This is a genomic window from Azonexus caeni (genome assembly GCF_048146105.1).
GTDB classification, from domain to species: Bacteria; Pseudomonadota; Gammaproteobacteria; order Burkholderiales; family Rhodocyclaceae; genus Azonexus; species Azonexus aromaticus_B.
This window is the reverse complement of the sequence record NZ_JBKJAD010000001.1, coordinates 527585-546553: the sequence shown is the minus strand read 5'-3', so window position 1 is coordinate 546553 and position 18969 is coordinate 527585. Positions and strand designations below refer to the sequence as shown.

Below are 18969 nucleotides of genomic sequence, written 5' to 3'. Positions count from 1 at the left end.
ATGCCGCAGGCCCTGCACGTCGTCACCTACAACATCCACAAGGGGTTCTCGCAGTTCAACCGGCGGATGATGGTGCACGAACTGCGCGAGCGCCTGCGTCACCTCAACCCCGACCTGGTTTTCCTGCAGGAAGTGCAAGGGCTGCACCTCGGCCACGCCGAGCGCCATGCCGACTGGCCGGATTCGCCGCAACACGAATTCCTCGCCGAAGACATCTGGCAGGCGGCCTACGGCCGCAACATGATCTACGACCACGGCCACCACGGCAACGCGATCCTCTCGCGCTTCCCGATCATCCACGCGCACAATCAGGACGTCACTCACCTGCACTTCGAGAAACGCGGCCTGCTGCATTGCCGGATCGAACTGCCGGACGGCCCGCCAGCGCATTGCGTGTGCGTCCATCTTTCGCTGTTCGGCCATTCGCGCCGCCGCCAGATGGACGCCCTGGCCGATTACCTGGATCGTCTCGACGACCCAGGCGCGCCGCTGATCGTTGCCGGCGATTTCAACGACTGGCGCAGCCGCGCCTGCCAGCAACTGGCCGCCCGCCTCAAGCTGCAGGAGGTTTTTTCGCAGGAAGTCGGCGGCCGCCCGGTACGCAGCTTTCCCGCCGCCATGCCGATGTTCCGGCTCGACCGCATCTACGTGCGCGGCTTTGCCGTGCGCGAAACCAGCGTGCACTTTGGCCCGCCGTGGTCGGCAATCTCCGACCACGCGGCGCTGTCGGCGCGACTGACGAGGCATGAGTCCTGACTTCCTGCCCGGCAACCGCCTGACGCTGCTCAATTCCGGGCGCGACTACTTTCCCGCGCTGCTCGCGGCGATCGCCGGCGCGCAGCGGGAAATCTACCTGGAAAGCTACATCTTCGCCGCCGACCCGATCGGCCACGAGGTCGCCTCGGCGCTGTGCGAAGCAGCACGGCGCGGCGTTGTCGTCAATCTGCTGGTCGACGGTTTCGGCGCTCGCAATTTCGCCGACGACTTCCGGCCGCAACTGGCCGCCGCCGGCGTCCGCGCCCTCTTCTACCGCCCGGAGATCCGCCGCTTCCGCTTGCAACGGCATCGCCTGCGCCGCCTGCACCGCAAACTGGCGGTGATCGACGGCACGACCGCTTTCGTCGGCGGCATCAACATCGTCGACGACGACAATGCGCCAGCCGAGATGCGGCCGCGCTACGACTACGCGGTGCGTGTCGAAGGTCCGCTACTGGCGCCGATCCACCATGCCGTCCGGCGCATGTGGGAAATCGTCACCTGGGTCAATTTCCGCCGCCGCTTCCGCCTGGCGCCGCTGCTCCCGCCCTGCTGCACGACCGCCGGCGAGCAGACCGCCGCCTTCCTGATCCGCGACAACATCCGCCACCGCAACGACATCCTCAACGCCTACATCGACGCGATCGAGGCGGCGCAAGAGGAAATCCTCATCGCCAACGCCTATTTCCTGCCCGGCATCCGTTTCGGCCGCGCCCTTTACGCGGCGGCGCGGCGCGGCGTACGGATCGACATCCTGCTCCAGGGCAAGACCGACCATCCGCTGTTGCGCTACGCCACCCAGACCCTGTACGCCAGCGCGCTGGCCGCCGGCATCCGCATCTTCGAATACGAAAAGAGCTTCCTCCACGCCAAGGTTGCGGTCATCGACCGCCGCTGGGCCACCGTCGGCTCCTCCAACATCGACCCCTTCAGCCTGCTGCTCGCCAAGGAAGCCAATGTCGTCGCCCGCGACCGCGCTTTCGCCGAAGAACTGCGCGCCAGCCTGTACGAGGCGATCGATACCGGCAGCCGCGAACTACGCGCGCAGGACATCGCCGGCCAGCCCTGGCATTCGCGTTTCCTGCGCTGGCTCAGCTACGGCCTGGTCCGCCTGCTGGTCGGCATCGCCGGTTACGGCGACCGTCACTGGCGGGGCGGCGAGCCGGTCAAGCCGCAGTCGCCGGAACGCTGATCGCCGGCACCCGGGGAATTGTGGCGAATGACCAGTTGACCAGTGCCCAGTCCCAAACCTCGGCCACTTTGGCGACCGCCAGCTCGGCTGGCGCCGGCTGCCCGAGAAAACGCAAAGCCCGCACCAGCTCGGCTGCCGCCTTTCCGGCCACCAGCGCCGGCGCCAGCGTCTGCTTCGACCACTTCTCGCCGGCCGGGTTGGTCGCCACCGGCAGATGGGCATAAGACGGTCGAGGATAAGCCAGGCACTGCTGCAGCCATAATTGCCGCGGCGTCGAGGCAAGCAGATCGGCACCGCGCACGATGTCGGTGATGCCCTGGCAGGCGTCATCAACGACCACCGCCAGTTGATAGGCGTGAATGCCGTCGGCGCGACGCAGGACGAAATCGCCGACCTGCTCGGCCAGACGCTGCTCGACGACACCTTGCAAGCGGTCCTCGAAGCCGAGCGGCGTATCGTCAACCCGCAGCCGCCAGGCCCGCACCTCTACCCCCGGAGCCAGTCCGTCGCGGCAGCTTCCGGGATAGAGCAGACCGCCATCGATCGCGGTCCGGCTGGCCCGCGCCGCGATGTCGCTCCGCGAACAGGCGCAGGGATAAAGGAGTCCGCGTCGGCGCAGCATGTCCAGTGCGGCCTCGTAGGCCGACAAGCGGCTGCTCTGGTAAAGCACCTGACCGTCCCAGGCAAACCCGCAGGCGTCCAGCGTGCGCAGGATCGCGTCGGCGGCACCGGGAATGTTGCGCGGAGTATCAATGTCCTCGATCCGCAGCAACCACTCGCCGCCCCGGCTGCGAGCCTCGAGACAGCTCGCCAAGGCGGCGACCAGCGAGCCGAAGTGCAACGGCCCGGTCGGCGACGGTGCGAAGCGCCCGCGATACGGCACCGCGGCGGTCACGAACATGGCAGTTGATTTTTGTTACACACGCGCCGGAAACTTGCTCCATACTTAGCACTCTCAGACAGCGAGTGCTAAAATAGTTCTGTCAGATCAAGGAGGATTCTACGCTATGACCCATGCCCTGGCGCTTCCCGTACCCTCGGCCGTTGGCAACATTGACGCCTACATCCAGGCGGCGAATCGTTACCCCATGCTGTCCGAAGCGGAAGAAACCCGGCTGGCCGAGCGCTTCCACAACGACGGCGACGTCGATGCTGCACGCCAACTGGTGCTCTCGCACCTGCGTCTGGTGATCTCGATCGCCCGCGGCTACCTCGGCTACGGATTGCCGCATGCCGACCTGATCCAGGAAGGCAACATCGGCCTGATGAAGGCGGTCAAGCGCTTCGACCCCAGCCGTGGCGTTCGCCTGGTCTCCTTCGCGATGCACTGGATCAAGGCCGAGATTCACGAATACATCCTGAAGAACTGGCGACTGGTCAAGGTTGCCACGACCAAGGCCCAGCGCAAGCTGTTCTTCAACCTGCGCAGCATGAAGGCTGATTACGAAGGCGTCGACACGCTCTCCGGTCGACAGGCGGAGGAAGTGGCGCAACGCCTCGGCGTCAAGCGCGAGGAAGTGGTCGAAATGGAAACCCGCCTCAGCGGCCGCGATCTTGCGCTCGATGGCAACCCGGACGACGGCGAGGACAGCTTTGCGCCGATCGACTACCTGGCCGACAGTCGTTACGAACCGACCCGGATGCTCGAGCACAAGGCCCGGGCCCGTCTGCAGGACGAGGGCCTGCACCAGGCGCTGGCTGCCCTCGATCCGCGCAGCCGGCGCATCGTCGAAGCCCGTTGGCTGGCCGACGACGAAGCAGCAACGCTGCATGAACTGGCCGCCGAGTTCGACGTCTCAGCGGAACGTATCCGCCAGATCGAAGCCAAAGCCTTGCAGAAGATGCGAGGACTGCTCGCTGCCTGACCGCGCCGCCCTGCGCCAGAATCCAGGCCCGCCCCGGCTCCCGGGGCGGGCTTTTTTCTGGGCCATCGCTGACGCCCCGGGCATCTGAAGCGGAGCAATTAATACCAATGGCGTAGCACCATCGTACGATACCGGCATAATTGCCAACGGAATATGATCGCGGCCTATTCATATTCAGTGGAGCAATGCCATGTCTGCCGTCATCGCCAGGATTTCCGCCGTTTCCGGTGAAGTTGTCGCCCGTGCCGCCAATGGCGGCGTCCGCCGCCTGAAGAGCGGCGACTCCATTTTCGAAGGCGAAACGATCATTGCCGGGCATGACGGACAGGCCATGCTCAAACTGGCCGACGGCCGCAACGTCTCGGTCGGCCCCGGCGAATCGGTCAGCGTCGATGCCGAAGTGGCAGCCATCCATACCCCGCCCGATGCCGGCAACAGTGCCGTGTTCACCAAGCCGGCCGCGCTCGGCAAACTGGCCAAGCTGGTCAAGGCAGGCGGCAATCTGGACGACGTGATCGACGAGGAAGGCGGAACCGCCGCCGGCAATGCCGGCGATTCCAGCGAAGGCCACTCCTTCGTCGAATTCCAGCGCATCAGCGAAGCCGTCGGCGAGGGCAATAGCTACCGCATCGACGCCAACGCGCTCAACTCGCCCGATCTCGAACGCGAACAGCCCGGCATCTTCGACACCACGCCGCCGCCGGTCACCGCCGAACTCGACGCCGGCTCCGACACCGGAATCATCGGCGACGCCATCACCAATGACAACACGCCGACCATCACCGGCACCAGCGAACCCAACGCCACGCTGACCGTAACTTTCCCCGAGACCGGCGAAGTCCTGACCACCGTCACTGCCCCCGACGGCACCTGGAGCGTGACCCCGACCCAGCCGCTGAGCGACGGTCCGCACAAGATCGTCGTCGTGGCCAGCGATGAAGCCGGCAACGAAACGACGACCAACGTCGAACTCACCGTGGACGCAACGCCGATCCCGGCCCCGACCGTCAACATCGTCGAAGATGCCAACAACGACGGTTTCATCAATCGCGCCGAGGCCAACGGCGAAGCCGACATCCGCGTTTCCTTCGACGTCACCAAGGTCGCCGCCGGCGACACCGTCCGCATCAGCGACGGCACCACCACCAAGGAGATCGTCGTCAGCGCCGCCGACCTGAGCAAGGGCTACGTCAGCACCAGCTTCCCGCTGCCGGCCGACGGCACCCTGCTCAATGTCAGCGCCCAGATTTTCGACATCGCCGGCAACCAGTCTCCGGCCGCCACCGATTTGGCCAAGGTCGACCTCAGCGCGCTGCTCGACGTCCAGATCAAGGTCACCGAAGACAGCAATCAGGACGGCACCATCACCGCCGCCGAACTCAACGGCAGTGTCGGCGTTGATATTCTCCTGCCGGTGGACGCGGTGGCCGGCGACCTCGTCACCGTCACTGCCAGCGGTAACGCCACCCAAACCATCACTCTGAATCAGGCGCAGATCGACGCCCACAAAGTCACCGTCGAACTGACGCCGCCGTCGGTCAAGGGCAGCACGCTGGAAGTGACCGCCCAGGTCACCGACGCCGCCGGCAACAAGTCGGCGATCGCCAGCAAGACCGTGCTGATCGACGCCGAAGCACCCAAACTGACCGCCCAGCTCGACCCTGCCTCCGACAGTGGCACCAAGGGCGACAACCTGACCAACGACAACACCCCGACCATCAGCGGTGTCACCGACCCGGGCGCCACGGTCACCGTCACCGTGCCGATCACCGGCGAAACACTGACCACCTCTGCCGACGACAAGGGCAACTGGCAGATCACGCCGACCCAGCCGCTGCCCGACGGCACGATCCCGATCCAGATCACGGCGACCGATGCGGCGGGCAACCCGACCAGCACGACCCTGCCGCTGGTCATCGATACCACGCAATTCAGCGGCCTTGAGGTCTCCCTCCTCGAAGACGAGAACGACGACAAGTTCATCAATCTCAACGAACTCAAGGATAACGACATCGACGTCCGCGTCGCTCTGCCCAACGGCGCCGCCGCCGGCGATACGCTGACCGTCAGTGCCTCCGGCAACGCCGCCCAGACCGTCGTCCTCACCGCCGCCCAGATCGCCACCGGCCACGTCGACCTAGCCTTCACGCCGACCGCCAACAACACCGACTTCGTCGTCACCGCCAGCATCGCCGATGCCGCCGGCAACGCCGCCGGCCCGGTCAGCGACAGCGCCCGCCTCCAGCTCTCGGCGCCCGACGCACCGGTCGTCACCATCACCGAAGACGCCAACGGCGACCGCTGGATCAACGCCGCCGAACTTCAGGGCAGCATCGACGTCAGCGTCGGTCTGCCGAGCACCGCCGCTGCCGGCGACACCTTGCTCACCACGGTAAATGGCGTCGTCCAAGCGGAAATCCTCCTCACCGCCGCCGACATCGCCAATCACAGCGTCAGCCTGCCCGGCATCGCCAACCCCGGTGAAGGCGCCACCCTTACCGTCACCGCGCAGATCCGCGACGTCGCCAACAACCTCGGCAGCATCGGCAGCAACGACGCCCGCATCGACACCACGCCGCCGGCCGTCACCGCCCAGCTTGATCCGGCATCGGACAGCGGCACCAAGGGCGACAACATCACCAACGACAACACCCCGACCATCAGCGGCACCGGCGAACCCGGCGCCAGCATCGTCGTCACCCTGCCCGGCACCGGCGAAATCCTGAAAACCACCGTCACGCCGGGCGGTACCTGGTCGGTCACCCCGCTCCAACCGCTCGCCGACGGCCCCGCCCCGATCAAGGTCACCGCCACCGACATCGCCGGCAACACGAGCAGCACCAGCGTCGACCTGGTCATCGACACCGGCATCCCCAACAACCTGCAGCCGCCCGCCGTGCTCATCGTCGAAGACGCCAACGGCGACGGCTACATCAACCGCAGCGAAGCCACCGGCAACGCCGACGTCCGCATCGGCTTCGCCAAGGACCTGGTCAATGTCGGCGATATCGTCAAGGCCTCCGACGGCACCACCACCCGCGAAGTCACCGTCACCGCCGCCGACAAGGCCAACGGCTACGTCGACACCGACTTCCCGCTGCCCGCCGACGGCGCCACCCTCAAGGTCAGCGCCTTCATCGTCGATGCTGCCGGCAATACCAGCAACACCGGCAGCGCCAGCGCCATCGTCGACCTCACCGAGTTCAAGAACCTCACCATCGCCATCCGCGAGGACGAGAACGACGACGGCTTCATCAATCAGGCTGAACTGAAAGACAACGACATCGACGTCCGCGTCACCATCCCGCAGGGCGCCGCCGTCGGCGACACGCTGACCATCACCGCCGTCGGCAACGTCGACCAGGTGTTCACCCTGACCGCCGCCCAGATCGCCGGCGGCTTCATCGACGTCAAGTTCAATCCGACCTTCAGCAACACCGACTTCAAGGTCACCGCCAGCATCGTCGATGCCGCCGGCAACAGTGCCGGCCCGGTCGAGGACAGCGCCCGCATCATCAACACGCCGCCCAGCGAGCCGATCGTCACCATCCTCGAGGACGCCAACAACGACACCTGGATCAACGCTGCCGAACTGCAGGGCGCGATCGACGTCAGCATTGCCCTGCCGGCCACTGCCGTTGCCGGCGACACCCTGCTGACCAGCGTCAACGGCGTCGCCCAGGCGGCGATCGTCATCACCCAGGCCGACATCCTCAAGGGTTCGATCGCCCTGCCCGGGATCGCCAACCCGGGTGAAGGCGTCAAGCTCACCGTCGACGCCCAGATCAGGGACGCCGCCGGCAACATCGGCAAGACCGGGAGCGACAGCGCGACCATCGACACCCGCATCCCCAACGACGGCGATGCGCCGACCGTCACCCTCACTCAGGACAACAACCCAGACGACGGCCTGATCAACACCGCCGAACTCGGCGGCAGGGACAAGCTCGGCGTCAGGATCGAATTCGTCGGCAGCAAGGTAGAGGTCGGCGACACCGTTCATGTCACTGACGGCAGCACCACCCAGAAGATCACCATCAGCAGCACCGACAAGGCCAACGGCTACGTCGCCGCCGAATTCCCGGCGCCGGCATCCGGCAACAGCATCAAGGTCGACGCCTGGATTGTTGACCCTGCCGGCAACAAGACCGATACCGGCAGCGACAGCGCCAAGATCGACACCGGCACGCCGAACGACGGCTTCGCCCCGACCGTGACCATCACCGAGGACGTCAACAACGACGGCTTCATCAACCGCGCCGAAGCCAGCGGCAACGCCGACGTCAAGATCGCCTTCACCAAGGACAAGGTCGAGGTCGGCGACACCGTCCGCGTCACCGACGGCACCACCACCAAGGATATCGTCATCAGCGCCGCCGACCAGGCCAACGGCTACGTCACCACCGATTTCGCCATGCCGGCCGACGGCACCACGCTGAACGTCTCCGCTTTCCTCTTCGACCCCGCCGGCAACAAGTCCGGCACCGGCAGCGACTACGCCAAGGTCGACCTCAGCACCCTGCAGGGCCTCAGCCTGACCATCACCGAGGACAGCAACGACGACCGCTTCATCAACGCCAACGAATTGAAGGGTACCGTCGGCGTTGAAATCGTCCTGCCCAAGGACGCCATCGCCGGCGACCTGATCACCATCAACGCCACCGGCAACGCCACCCAGACCATCACCCTGATCCAGCCGCAGATCGACGCCGGCAAGCTCACCGTCGAACTCACCGCGCCGCCCAACGGCACCAAGCTCGAGGTCTCCGCCCAGGTCGCCGACGCCGCCGGCAACAAGTCCAACATCGCCAGCGACGACGCCACCATCGCCCTCGTCTCGCCCGGCGCCCCCATCGTCAGCATCACCGAGGACGCCAACAACGACGGCTACCTCAACGCTGCCGAACTGCAGGGCAACATCGACGTCAGCATCGAACTGCCGGCCGGCACCAAGGCCGGTGAGTCGCTCCTCGTCTCGATCAACGGCGTCGCCCAGGCGCCGATCGTCCTCAGCGCCGCCGACATCGCCAGCGGCAGCCTCAAGCTCGCCTTTGCCAGCCCCGGCGACGGCCAGCCCTTTGAAGTCGCCGCCCAGGTCAAGGATAGCGCCGGCAACCTGAGCCCGACCGGCATCGATTCCGCCACGGTCGACACCACCGTCTTCTCCGGCCTCGCCATTGCCATCGCCGAAGACGCCAACGACGACGGCTTCATCAACCAGGCCGAATTGAAAGACAAGGACATCGACGTCCGCGTCACCATCCCGCAGGGCGCCGCCGTCGGTGACACGCTGACCGTCACTGCCGTCGGCAACGTCGACCAGGTATTCACCCTGAGCGCCGCCCAGATCGCCGCCGGCTTCATCGACGTCAAGTTCAACCCGACCGCCGACAACACCGACTTCAAGGTCACCGCCAGCATCGTCGACGTCGCCGGCAACGCCGCCGGCCCGGTCGACGACACGGCCCGCATCATCACCGCGCCACCCAGCGAGCCGATCGTCACCATCCTCGAGGACGCCAACAACGACACCTGGATCAACGCCGTCGAACTGCAGGGCAACATCGACGTCAGCGTCACCCTGCCGGCCACCGCCGTCGCCGGCGACACCCTGCTGACCACGGTTAACGGCGTGGCCCAGGCGCCGATCACCATCACCCAGGCCGACATCCTCAAGGGCTCGATCGCCCTGCCCGGCATCGCCAGCCCCGGCGATGGCGTCAAGCTCACCGTCGACGCCCAGATCAAGGACGCCGCCGGCAATATCGGCAAGACCGGGACCGACAGCGCGACCATCGACACCAGCATCCCCAACGGCGGCAATCCGCCGACCGTCACCATCACCGAGGACGCCAACGACGACAAGCTGATCAACGCCGCCGAACTCAACGGCAACGTCGACGTCAAGATCGAATTCGACGGCAGCAAGGTCGATATCGGTGACACCCTGCGCGTCTCCGACGGCACCACCACCCGCGACTTCGCGCTCACTGCCACCGACAAGGCGAACGGCTACCTCCTCACCGACTTCCCGGCACCCGCCTCCGGCCAGACCATCACCGTCACCTCGACCATCTTCGACGCCGCCGGCAACACCACGCTGCCCGGCAGCGACAGCGCCACGATCGACACCAGCAAGCCCAACGACGGCTTTGCGCCGGTCGTCACCATCACCGAGGACGCCAACAACGACGGCTTCATCAACCGCACCGAGGCCCAGGGCGACGTTGACGTCAAGGTCGCTTTCGCCAAGGACAAGGTCGAGGTCGGCGACACCGTCCACGTCAGCGACGGTAGCACGACCAAGGATATCGTCATCAGCGCCGCCGACCAGGCCAACGGCTACATCACCACCAGCTTCCCGCTGCCCGCCGACGGCACGCCCCTGACCGTTTCCGCCTTCCTCAGCGATCCGGCCGGCAACCAGTCCGACACCGGCAGCGACTACGCCAAGGTCGACCTCAGCACCCTGCAGGGTCTCAGCCTGAGCATCACCGAGGACGCCAACGACGACGGCTTCATCAACGCCACTGAGCTGAAGGATACGGTCGGCGTTGAAATCGTCCTGCCCAAGGACGCCATCGCCGGCGACCTGATCACCATCAACGCCACCGGCAACGCCACCCAGACCATCACCCTGATCCAGCCGCAGATCGACGCCGGCAAGCTCACCGTCGAACTCACCGCGCCGCCCAACGGCACCAAGCTCGAAGTCTCCGCCCAGGTCGCCGACCCTGCCGGCAACAAGTCCAACATCGCCAGCGACAGCGCCACCATCAACACCACCGCGCCCAGCCTCACCGCGCAACTGGACCCGGCATCCGACAGCGGCACCAAGGGCGACAACCTGACCAACGACAACACGCCGACCATCATTGGCGTCAGCAACCCCGACGCCAAAATCACCGTCACCATCCCCAGTACCGGCGAACAACTGAGCACCACCGCCGACAGCAACGGCAACTGGCAGGTCACCCCCAGCCAGGCCTTGCCCGACGGCCCGACCGCGGTTCAGGTGACGGCGGTCGATGGCATCGGCAACAGCAGTACGACGACCCTGCCGCTGGTCATCGACACCACGCAATACGCCAACCTCGCCGTCGCCATCGCTGAAGACGAAAACAACGACGGCTTCATCAACCTCAACGAACTCAAGGACAACGACATCGACGTCCGCGTCGCCCTGCCCAGTGGCGCTGCCGCCGGCGACACGCTGACCGTCACCGCCTCCGGCAACAGCACCCAGGTCGTCACCCTGACCGCTGCGCAGATCGCCGCCGGCCACGTCGACCTCGCCTTCACGCCGACCGCCAACAACACCGACTTCGTCGTCACCGCCGCCATCGCCGACGCCGCCGGCAATGCCGCCGGCCCGGTCAGCGACAGCGCCCGCCTCCAGCTCTCGCCGCCCGACGCCCCGCTCGTCACCATCGGCGAAGACGCCAACAGCGACGGCTGGATCAACGCCGCCGAACTGCAGGGCAACATCGACGTCAGCATCGGCCTGCCGCCTACCGCCGCCGCCGGCGACACCCTGCTCACCACGGTCAACGGCGTCGCCCAGCCGGGCATCGTCCTCAGCGCCAGCGACATCGCCAACGGCAGCGTCAGCCTGCCCGGCATCGCCAACCCCGGTGAAGGCGCCACCCTTACCGTCACCGCGCAGATCCGCGACGTCGCCAACAACCTCGGCAGCATCGGCAGCAACGACGCCCGCATCGACACCACGCCGCCGGCCGTCACCGCCCAGCTTGATCCGGCATCGGACAGCGGCACCAAGGGTGACAACATCACCAACGACAACACCCCGACCATCAGCGGCACCGGCGAACCCGGCGCCAGCATCGTCGTCACCCTGCCCGGCACCGGCGAAATCCTGAAAACCACCGTCACGCCGGGCGGCACCTGGTCGGTCACGCCGAGTCAACCGCTCGCCGACGGCCCCGCCCCGATCAAGGTCACCGCCACCGACATCGCCGGCAACACGACCAGCACCAGCGTCGACCTGGTCATCGACACCGGCATCCCCAACAACCTGCAGCCGCCCGCCGTGCTCATCGTCGAGGACGCCAATGGCGACGGCTACATCAACCGTAGCGAAGCAAACGGCAACGCCGACGTCCGCATCAGCTTTGCCAAGGACCAGGTCAATGTCGGTGACGTCGTCAAGGCAAGCGACGGCACGACGACCCGCGAGATCGTCATCAGTGCCACCGACAAGGCCAATGGCTACGTCAGCACCGATTTCCCGCTGCCCGCCGACGGCGCCACCCTCAAGGTCACTGCCTACATCGAGGACAGCGCCGGCAATGTCAGCAACACCGGCTCGGCCAGCGCCATCGTCGACCTCACCGAATTCAAGAACCTGAGCATTGCCATCACCGAAGACGCCAACGACGACGGTTTCATCAACAAGGCCGAACTGAAGGACAACGACATCGACGTCCGCGTCACCGTCCCGCAGGGTGCCGTCGCCGGCGATACGCTGACCGTCACCGCGGTCGGCAACGTTGATCAGGTATTCACCCTGACCGCCGCCCAGATCGCCACCGGTTTCATCGACGTCAAGTTCAACCCGACCGCCGACAACACCGACTTCAAGGTCACCGCCAGCATCGTCGATGCCGCCGGCAACAGCGCCGGCCCGGTCGAAGACAGCGCGCTGATCGTCATCTCGCCGCCGAGCGCGCCGATCGTCTCGATCCTCGAAGACGCCAACAACGACCGCTGGATCAACGCCGCCGAACTGCAGGGCAACATCGACGTCAGCGTCACCCTGCCGGCCACCGCCGTTGCCGGCGACACCCTGCTGACCACGGTCAATGGCGTGGCCCAGGCGCCGATCACCATCACCCAGGCCGACATCCTCAAGGGCTCGATCGCCCTGCCCAGTATCGCCAACCCCGGCGATGGCGCCACGCTCACCGTCGATGCCCAGATCCGCGATAGCGCCGGCAACGTCGGCAAGACCGGCAGCGACAGCGCGACTATCGACACCAGCATCCCCAACGGCGGCAATGCACCGACCGTCACCATCACCGAAGACGCCAACAACGACGCGCTGATCAACGCCGCCGAACTCAACGGCAACGTCGACGTCAAGATCGAATTCGACGGCAGCAAGGTCGATATCGGCGACACCCTGCGCGTTTCCGACGGCATCACCACCCGGGACTTCGCGCTCACCGCCGCCGACAAGGCGAACGGCTACATCACCACCGACTTCCCGGCCCCCGCCTCCGGCCAGACCATCACCGTCACCTCGACCATCTTCGACGCCGCCGGCAACACCACGCAGCCCGGCAGCGACAGCGCCACGATCGACACCAGCAAGCCCAACGACGGCTTCGCCCCGACCGTGACCATCACCGAAGACGCCAACAACGACGGCTTCATCAACCGCACCGAAGCCAACGGCAACGCCGACGTCAAGATCGCCTTCAACAAGGACAAGGTCGAGGTCGGCGATACCGTCCGCGTCACCGATGGCACCACCACCAAGGATCTCGTCATCAGCGCCGCCGACAAGGCCAACGGCTACGTTACCACCGACTTCGCCATGCCGACCGACGGCAGCACCTTGAACGTCTCCGCCTTCCTCTTCGACCCCGCCGGCAACAAGTCCGACAGCGGCAGCGACTACGCCAAGGTCGACCTCAGCGCCCTGCAGGGTCTCACCCTGACCATCACCGAGGACGCCAACAACGACGGCTTCATCAACGCCAGCGAACTCCAGGGCACCGTTGGCGTCGAGATCGTCCTGCCCAAGGACGCCATCGCCGGCGACCTGATCACCATCAACGCCACCGGCAACGCCACCCAGACCATCACCCTGATCCAGCCGCAGATCGACGCCGGCAAGCTCACCGTCGAACTCACCGCGCCGCCCAACGGTACCAGGCTCGAGGTCTCCGCCCAGGTCGCCGACGCCGCCGGTAACAAGTCCAACATTGCCAGCGATGCCGCCACCATTTCCCTCGTCTCGCCCGGCGCGCCCATCGTCAGCATCACCGAGGACGCCAACAACGACGGCTATCTCAACGCTGCCGAACTGCAGGGCAACATCGACGTCAGCATCGAACTGCCGGCCGGCACCAAGGCCGGTGAGTCGCTCCTCGTCTCGATCAACGGGGTCGCCCAGGCGCCGATCCTCCTCAGCGCCGCCGACATCGCCAGCGGCAGCGTCAGCCTGGACTTCCCCAGCCCCGGCGACGGCCAGCCCTTCGAAGTCAGCGCCCAGGTCAAGGATAGCGCCGGCAATCTGAGCCCGACCGGCAGCGACTCCGCCAAGGTCGACACCACCGCCTTCTCCGGCCTTGCCATCGCCATCGCCGAAGACGCCAACGACGACGGCTTCATCAACAAGGCCGAACTGAAGAACGACGACATCGACGTCCGCGTCACCATCCCGCAGGGCGCCGCCGTCGGCGACACGCTGACCGTCACTGCGGTTGGCAACGTCGACAAGGTATTTACCCTGACTGCCGCCCAGATCGCCACCGGCTTCATCGACGTCAAGTTCAACCCGACCGCCAGCAACACCGACTTCAAGGTCACCGCCAGCATCGTCGATGCCGCCGGCAACGCCGCCGGCCCGGTCGACGACAGCGCGCGCATCATCGACACCCTGCCCAGCGAGCCGATCGTCACCATCATCGAGGATGCCAACAACGACACCTGGATCAACGCCGCCGAACTGCAGGGCAACATCGACGTCAGCGTCACCCTGCCGGCCACCGCCGTCGCCGGCGACATCCTGCTGACCACGGTCAATGGCGTTGCCCAGGCGCCGATCACGATCACCCAGGCCGACATCCTCAAGGGCTCGATCGCCCTGCCCGGCATCGCCAGCCCCGGCGATGGCGCCAAACTCACCGTCGACGCCCAGATCAAGGACGCCGCCGGCAACATCGGCAAGACCGGCTCCGACAGCGCGACCATCGACACCAGCATCCCCAACGGCGGCAATCCGCCGACCGTCACCATCACCGAGGACGCCAACGACGACAAGCTGATCAACGCCGCCGAATTGAACGGCAACGTCGACGTCAAGGTTGAGTTCGACGGCAGCAAGGTCGATGTCGGCGATACCGTCCATGTCTCCGACGGCACCAGCAGCAAGAACTTCGTCATCACTGCCGCCGACAAGGCCAACGGCTACATCCTCACCGACTTCCCGGCACCGGCTTCCGGCCAGACCATCACCGTCACCTCCTACCTCTCCGACCCGGCCGGCAACCAGTCCAAACAAGGTTCCGACGCCGCCACCATCGACACCGACCTGCCCAACGGCGGCAATCCGCCCGAAGTAACCATCACCGAAGACGCCAACAACGACGGCTTCATCAACCGCGCCGAAGCCAGCGGCAACGCCGACGTCAAGGTCGCTTTCGCCGCGGACAAGGTCGAGGTCGGCGATACCGTCCGCGTCACCGACGGCACCACCACCAAAGACATCGTCATCAGCGCCGCCGACAAGGCCAACGGCTACGTCACCACCGACTTCGCCATGCCGCCCGATGGCAGCTCGCTGAACGTCTCCGCCTTCCTCTTCGACCCGGCCGGCAACAAGTCCGCCACCGGCACCGACTACGCCAAGGTCGACCTCAGCACCCTGCAGGGCCTCAGCCTGACCATCACCGAGGATGCCAACAACGACGGTTTCATCAACGCCACCGAGTTGAAGGGTACCGTCGGCGTCGAGATCGTCCTGCCCAAGGACGCCATCGCCGGCGACCTGATCACCATCAACGCCACCGGCAACGCCACCCAGACCATTACCCTGATCCAGCCGCAGATCGACGCCGGCAAGCTCATCGTCGAACTTACGGCGCCGCCCAACGGCACCAAGCTCGAGGTCTCCGCCCAGGTCGCCGACGCCGCCGGCAACAAATCCAATGTCGCCAGCGACGACGCCACCATCGTCACCGATCCGATCGGCGCCCCGACCGTCAACATCACCGAGGACGCCAACAACGACGGTTACATCAACGCCGCCGAACTGCAGGGCAACATCGATGTCAGCATCAAGCTGCCCAGCGGCACTCAGGCCGGCGATTCGCTGCTCGTCTCGATCAACGGCGTCGCCCAGACAGCAATCGTCCTCAGCGCCGCCGACATCGCCGGCGGCAGCGTCAACCTGGACTTCCCCAGCCCCGGCAATGACCAGCCCTTCGAAGTCACCGCCCAGGTCAAGGACTTCGCCGGCAACTTCAGTCCCACCGGTTCCGACGCCGCGCAGGTCGATCCCAGCGTCTTCTCCGGTCTCGCCATCGCCATCACCGAAGACGCCAACGACGACGGCTACATCAACAAGGCCGAACTGAAGGACAACGACATCGACGTCCGCGTCACCATCCCGCAGGGCGCCGCCGTCGGTGACACGCTGACCGTCACCGCGGCCGGCAACGTCGACCAGGTGTTCACCCTGAGCGCTGCCCAGATCGCCGCCGGCTTCATCGACGTCAAGTTCAACCCGACCGCCGACAACACCGACTTCAAGGTCACCGCCAGCATCGTCGATGCCGCCGGCAACGCCGCCGGCCCGGTCGACGACACGGCCCGCATCATCACTGCGCCGCCCAGCGAGCCGATCGTCACCATCCTCGAAGACGCCAACAACGACACCTGGATCAACGCGGCCGAACTGCAGGGCAACATCGACGTCAGCATCACCCTGCCGGCCACCGCCGTTGCCGGCGACACCCTGCTGACCACGGTCAATGGCGTGGCCCAGGCGCCGATCACCATCACCCAGGCCGACATCCTCAAGGGCTCGATCGCCCTGCCCGGCGTCGCCAGCCCCGGCGATGGCGTCAAGCTCACCGTCGACGCCCAGATCAAGGACGCCGCCGGCAACGTCGGCAAAACCGGCAGCGACAGCGCGACTATCGACACCAGCATCCCCAACGACGGCAATCCGCCCACCGTCATCATCACCGAGGACGCCAACAACGACGCCCTGATCAGCGCGCCGGAACTCAGCGGCAACGTCGACGTCAGGATCGAATTCGACGGTTCCAAGGTCGAGGTCGGCGATACGTTGCGCGTCTCCGACGGCGTCAACACCAAGGACTTCGTCATCAGCGCTGCCGACAAGGCGAACGGCTACATCACCACCGATTTCGCGGCGCGCCCCGCCGGCGAAACCATCACCGTCGACGCCTACATGTTCGACCCGGCCGGCAACGTCGGCAAAACCGGTAGCGATCAGGCCCGCTTCGCGCTGATCCAGCTCGGCGACCTGCTCGCCACCGTTTCCGAAGAGGGACTGGCCGGCGGCATCAAGGACAGCAGCGGCAACCCGGGCGATGTTGCCGATAGCGCGACGGCCAGCGGCAACATCGGCGTCACCGGTGCCGGCGGCGCCTCCCTGCTGGTCAGCGTTGCGCCACCGAGCGAAGCCCTGAGCGCCGACGGCGTGCAGATCGTCTGGTCGGGCAGCGGCAGCAGTGCTTCACCGCTGATCGGCACGGCCGGCCAGGGCGGCCCCGAAGTGCTTCGGGTCACGGTCGACAGCAACGGCAACTACGAAATCAAGCTATCGCAAGCCATCGACCACGCGGCCGGCCAGGACGAAAACGTCGAAACCCTGCACTTCGACCTCACCGCCGACGATGGCTTGAGCAGCACCCAGGCGACCCTGACGCTGGACATCGAGGACGATGCGCCGAAGGCAGTTCCGGAAACCGAAGCCGACGCCATGCGCCATCAGGACACCAACATCCTGCTCATCCTCGACAATTCGGGCAGCATGGCCGGCAGCCGCATCGAGATCCTGCGCAACTCGGTGCGCGAACTGATTCAGAGTTACGACATGCTCGGCGACGTTGCCGTCCGCATCGTCGTCTATAGCTCCTCGGCCAAGTCTTATACCGAAGGCTGGGTCAGTGCCGCCGACGCCATCGCCTACGTCAATGCCCTGGGCACAGGCGGTGCCACCAACTACGACGCGGCCCTGCTCAAAGCCATGGAAGCCTTCCAGTCGTCCGGCAAGATCCCTGACGGCACCAATGTCGCCTACTTCCTGTCCGACGGCGAACCGAACGCTTCCAGCGACTGGGACGGCAGCGGTCCGCTGCCGGCGCGCCAAGGCATTCAGGCGGAAGAAGAAGCGCTCTGGAAGTCCTTCCTCGAAACCAACAAGATCAACGCCTTCGCCTTCGGCATGGGCAGCGACACCACCCAGGCCAGCATGAATCCGGTCGCTTACAACGGTGTCACCAAGACTGATACCGACGCCGTCATCGTCGCCAACGAAAGCGAACTCGGTCCGATCCTGCGCGATACCGTCAATGCCAATTTCAAGGGTAACTTCCTCGACGGCACCCTGCACCAGGGCTCCGGGGTCGGTGCCGACGGCGGGCATCTGACCTCGTTCAGCATCGACGGCACCACCTATCTGCTCGACGGCACCGTCAGCGGCACGGCAATCGGCACCGCCGACAAGTTCGACGGCCAGAAGTGGACGGTGTTCACCGATGCCGGCGGCAAACTGGTGGTCGACATGCTCAGCGGCGATTACATCTATACGCCGCCGATCAAGAGCAACGCGACCACCGAGCAGATCGGCTTCGCCATCATCGACAACGACGGCGACCACGCTGCCTCGACGCTATCGCTGACGGTCACCCCGCCGCCGGCCAAAATCTTCGGTGGCAGCGGCGATGACACGCTCAATGGCGGCAACTATGGTGACTATATCGACGGCAAGGAAGGCAACGACCTGATCGTCGGCGGCCAGGGCGACGACACCCTGATCGGCGGTCTCGGTGCCGACACCTTCAAATGGTCGCTCGGTGACCAGGGAACGACGAAGACGCCGGCCAGCGACGTGATCAAGGACTTCAGTGCCGGCAACGGTGGTGACGTCCTCGACCTGCGCGACCTGCTGCAGGGCGAGAACAGCGGCAACCTGACCAACTACCTGCACTTCTCGGCCAGCGGTAGCGACACCCTGATCCAGATCAGCAGCCAGGGCGCCTACACCGGCAGCAACCACGCCACGGCCACCGACCAGACCATCCTGCTGCAGGGGGTTGCGCTCGACAGCCTGGCTGGTGCCGGGGCCAACGATGCGCAGATCATCAACGAGTTGCTGAAGGCCAACCTCAAGGTCGATCTCTGATCGCCCTCCCCCGCCAGCCCACCGCGCGC

At 65.9% G+C, this 18969-nt stretch carries 5 protein-coding genes; 4 read left to right on the top strand and 1 reads right to left on the bottom strand.

From position 1 onward, the window contains the following. Positions 1-756: an endonuclease/exonuclease/phosphatase family protein gene (locus ACLIIZ_RS02480; protein ID WP_416690615.1), complete on the top strand. Its 756-nt coding sequence runs from the start codon at positions 1-3 to the stop codon at positions 754-756. Then, complete coding sequence (clsB, locus tag ACLIIZ_RS02475; RefSeq protein WP_416690614.1) at positions 746-1948, top strand: cardiolipin synthase ClsB; 1203 nt, start codon at positions 746-748, stop codon at positions 1946-1948. Before ACLIIZ_RS02480 ends, clsB begins: the two co-directional genes overlap by 11 nt. Here clsB and gluQRS read toward each other — a convergent pair. Next, positions 1923-2849: a tRNA glutamyl-Q(34) synthetase GluQRS gene (gene gluQRS / locus ACLIIZ_RS02470; RefSeq protein WP_416690613.1), complete on the bottom strand. Its 927-nt coding sequence runs from the start codon at positions 2847-2849 to the stop codon at positions 1923-1925. The genes clsB and gluQRS overlap by 26 nt on opposite strands. Positions 2850-2955: 106 nt before the next feature. On the opposite strand from gluQRS, the gene rpoH reads away from it, so the two are divergent. Further along, the gene (rpoH, locus tag ACLIIZ_RS02465) at positions 2956-3813 is read left to right on the top strand and encodes an RNA polymerase sigma factor RpoH (protein WP_416690612.1); all 858 of its coding nucleotides are present in this window, start codon (positions 2956-2958) and stop codon (positions 3811-3813) included. Positions 3814-4003: 190 nt separating this feature from the next. Next, positions 4004-18940 (top strand): retention module-containing protein, encoded by a 14937-nt coding sequence (locus ACLIIZ_RS02460; RefSeq protein WP_416690611.1) that lies wholly within the window; start codon positions 4004-4006, stop codon positions 18938-18940. Positions 18941-18969: the final 29 nt, after the last annotated feature.

Bases quoted from the DNA above. Each gene is read 5' to 3' on its own strand.
- ACLIIZ_RS02480 (WP_416690615.1), top strand. From the start codon at position 1: ATGCCGCAGGCCCTGCACGTCGTCACCTACAACATCCACAAGGGGTTC.
- ACLIIZ_RS02460 (WP_416690611.1), top strand. From the start codon at position 4,004: ATGTCTGCCGTCATCGCCAGGATTTCCGCCGTTTCCGGTGAAGTTGTC.
- gluQRS (WP_416690613.1), bottom strand. From the start codon at position 2,849: ATGTTCGTGACCGCCGCGGTGCCGTATCGCGGGCGCTTCGCACCGTCG.
- rpoH (WP_416690612.1), top strand. From the start codon at position 2,956: ATGACCCATGCCCTGGCGCTTCCCGTACCCTCGGCCGTTGGCAACATT.
- clsB (WP_416690614.1), top strand. From the start codon at position 746: ATGAGTCCTGACTTCCTGCCCGGCAACCGCCTGACGCTGCTCAATTCC.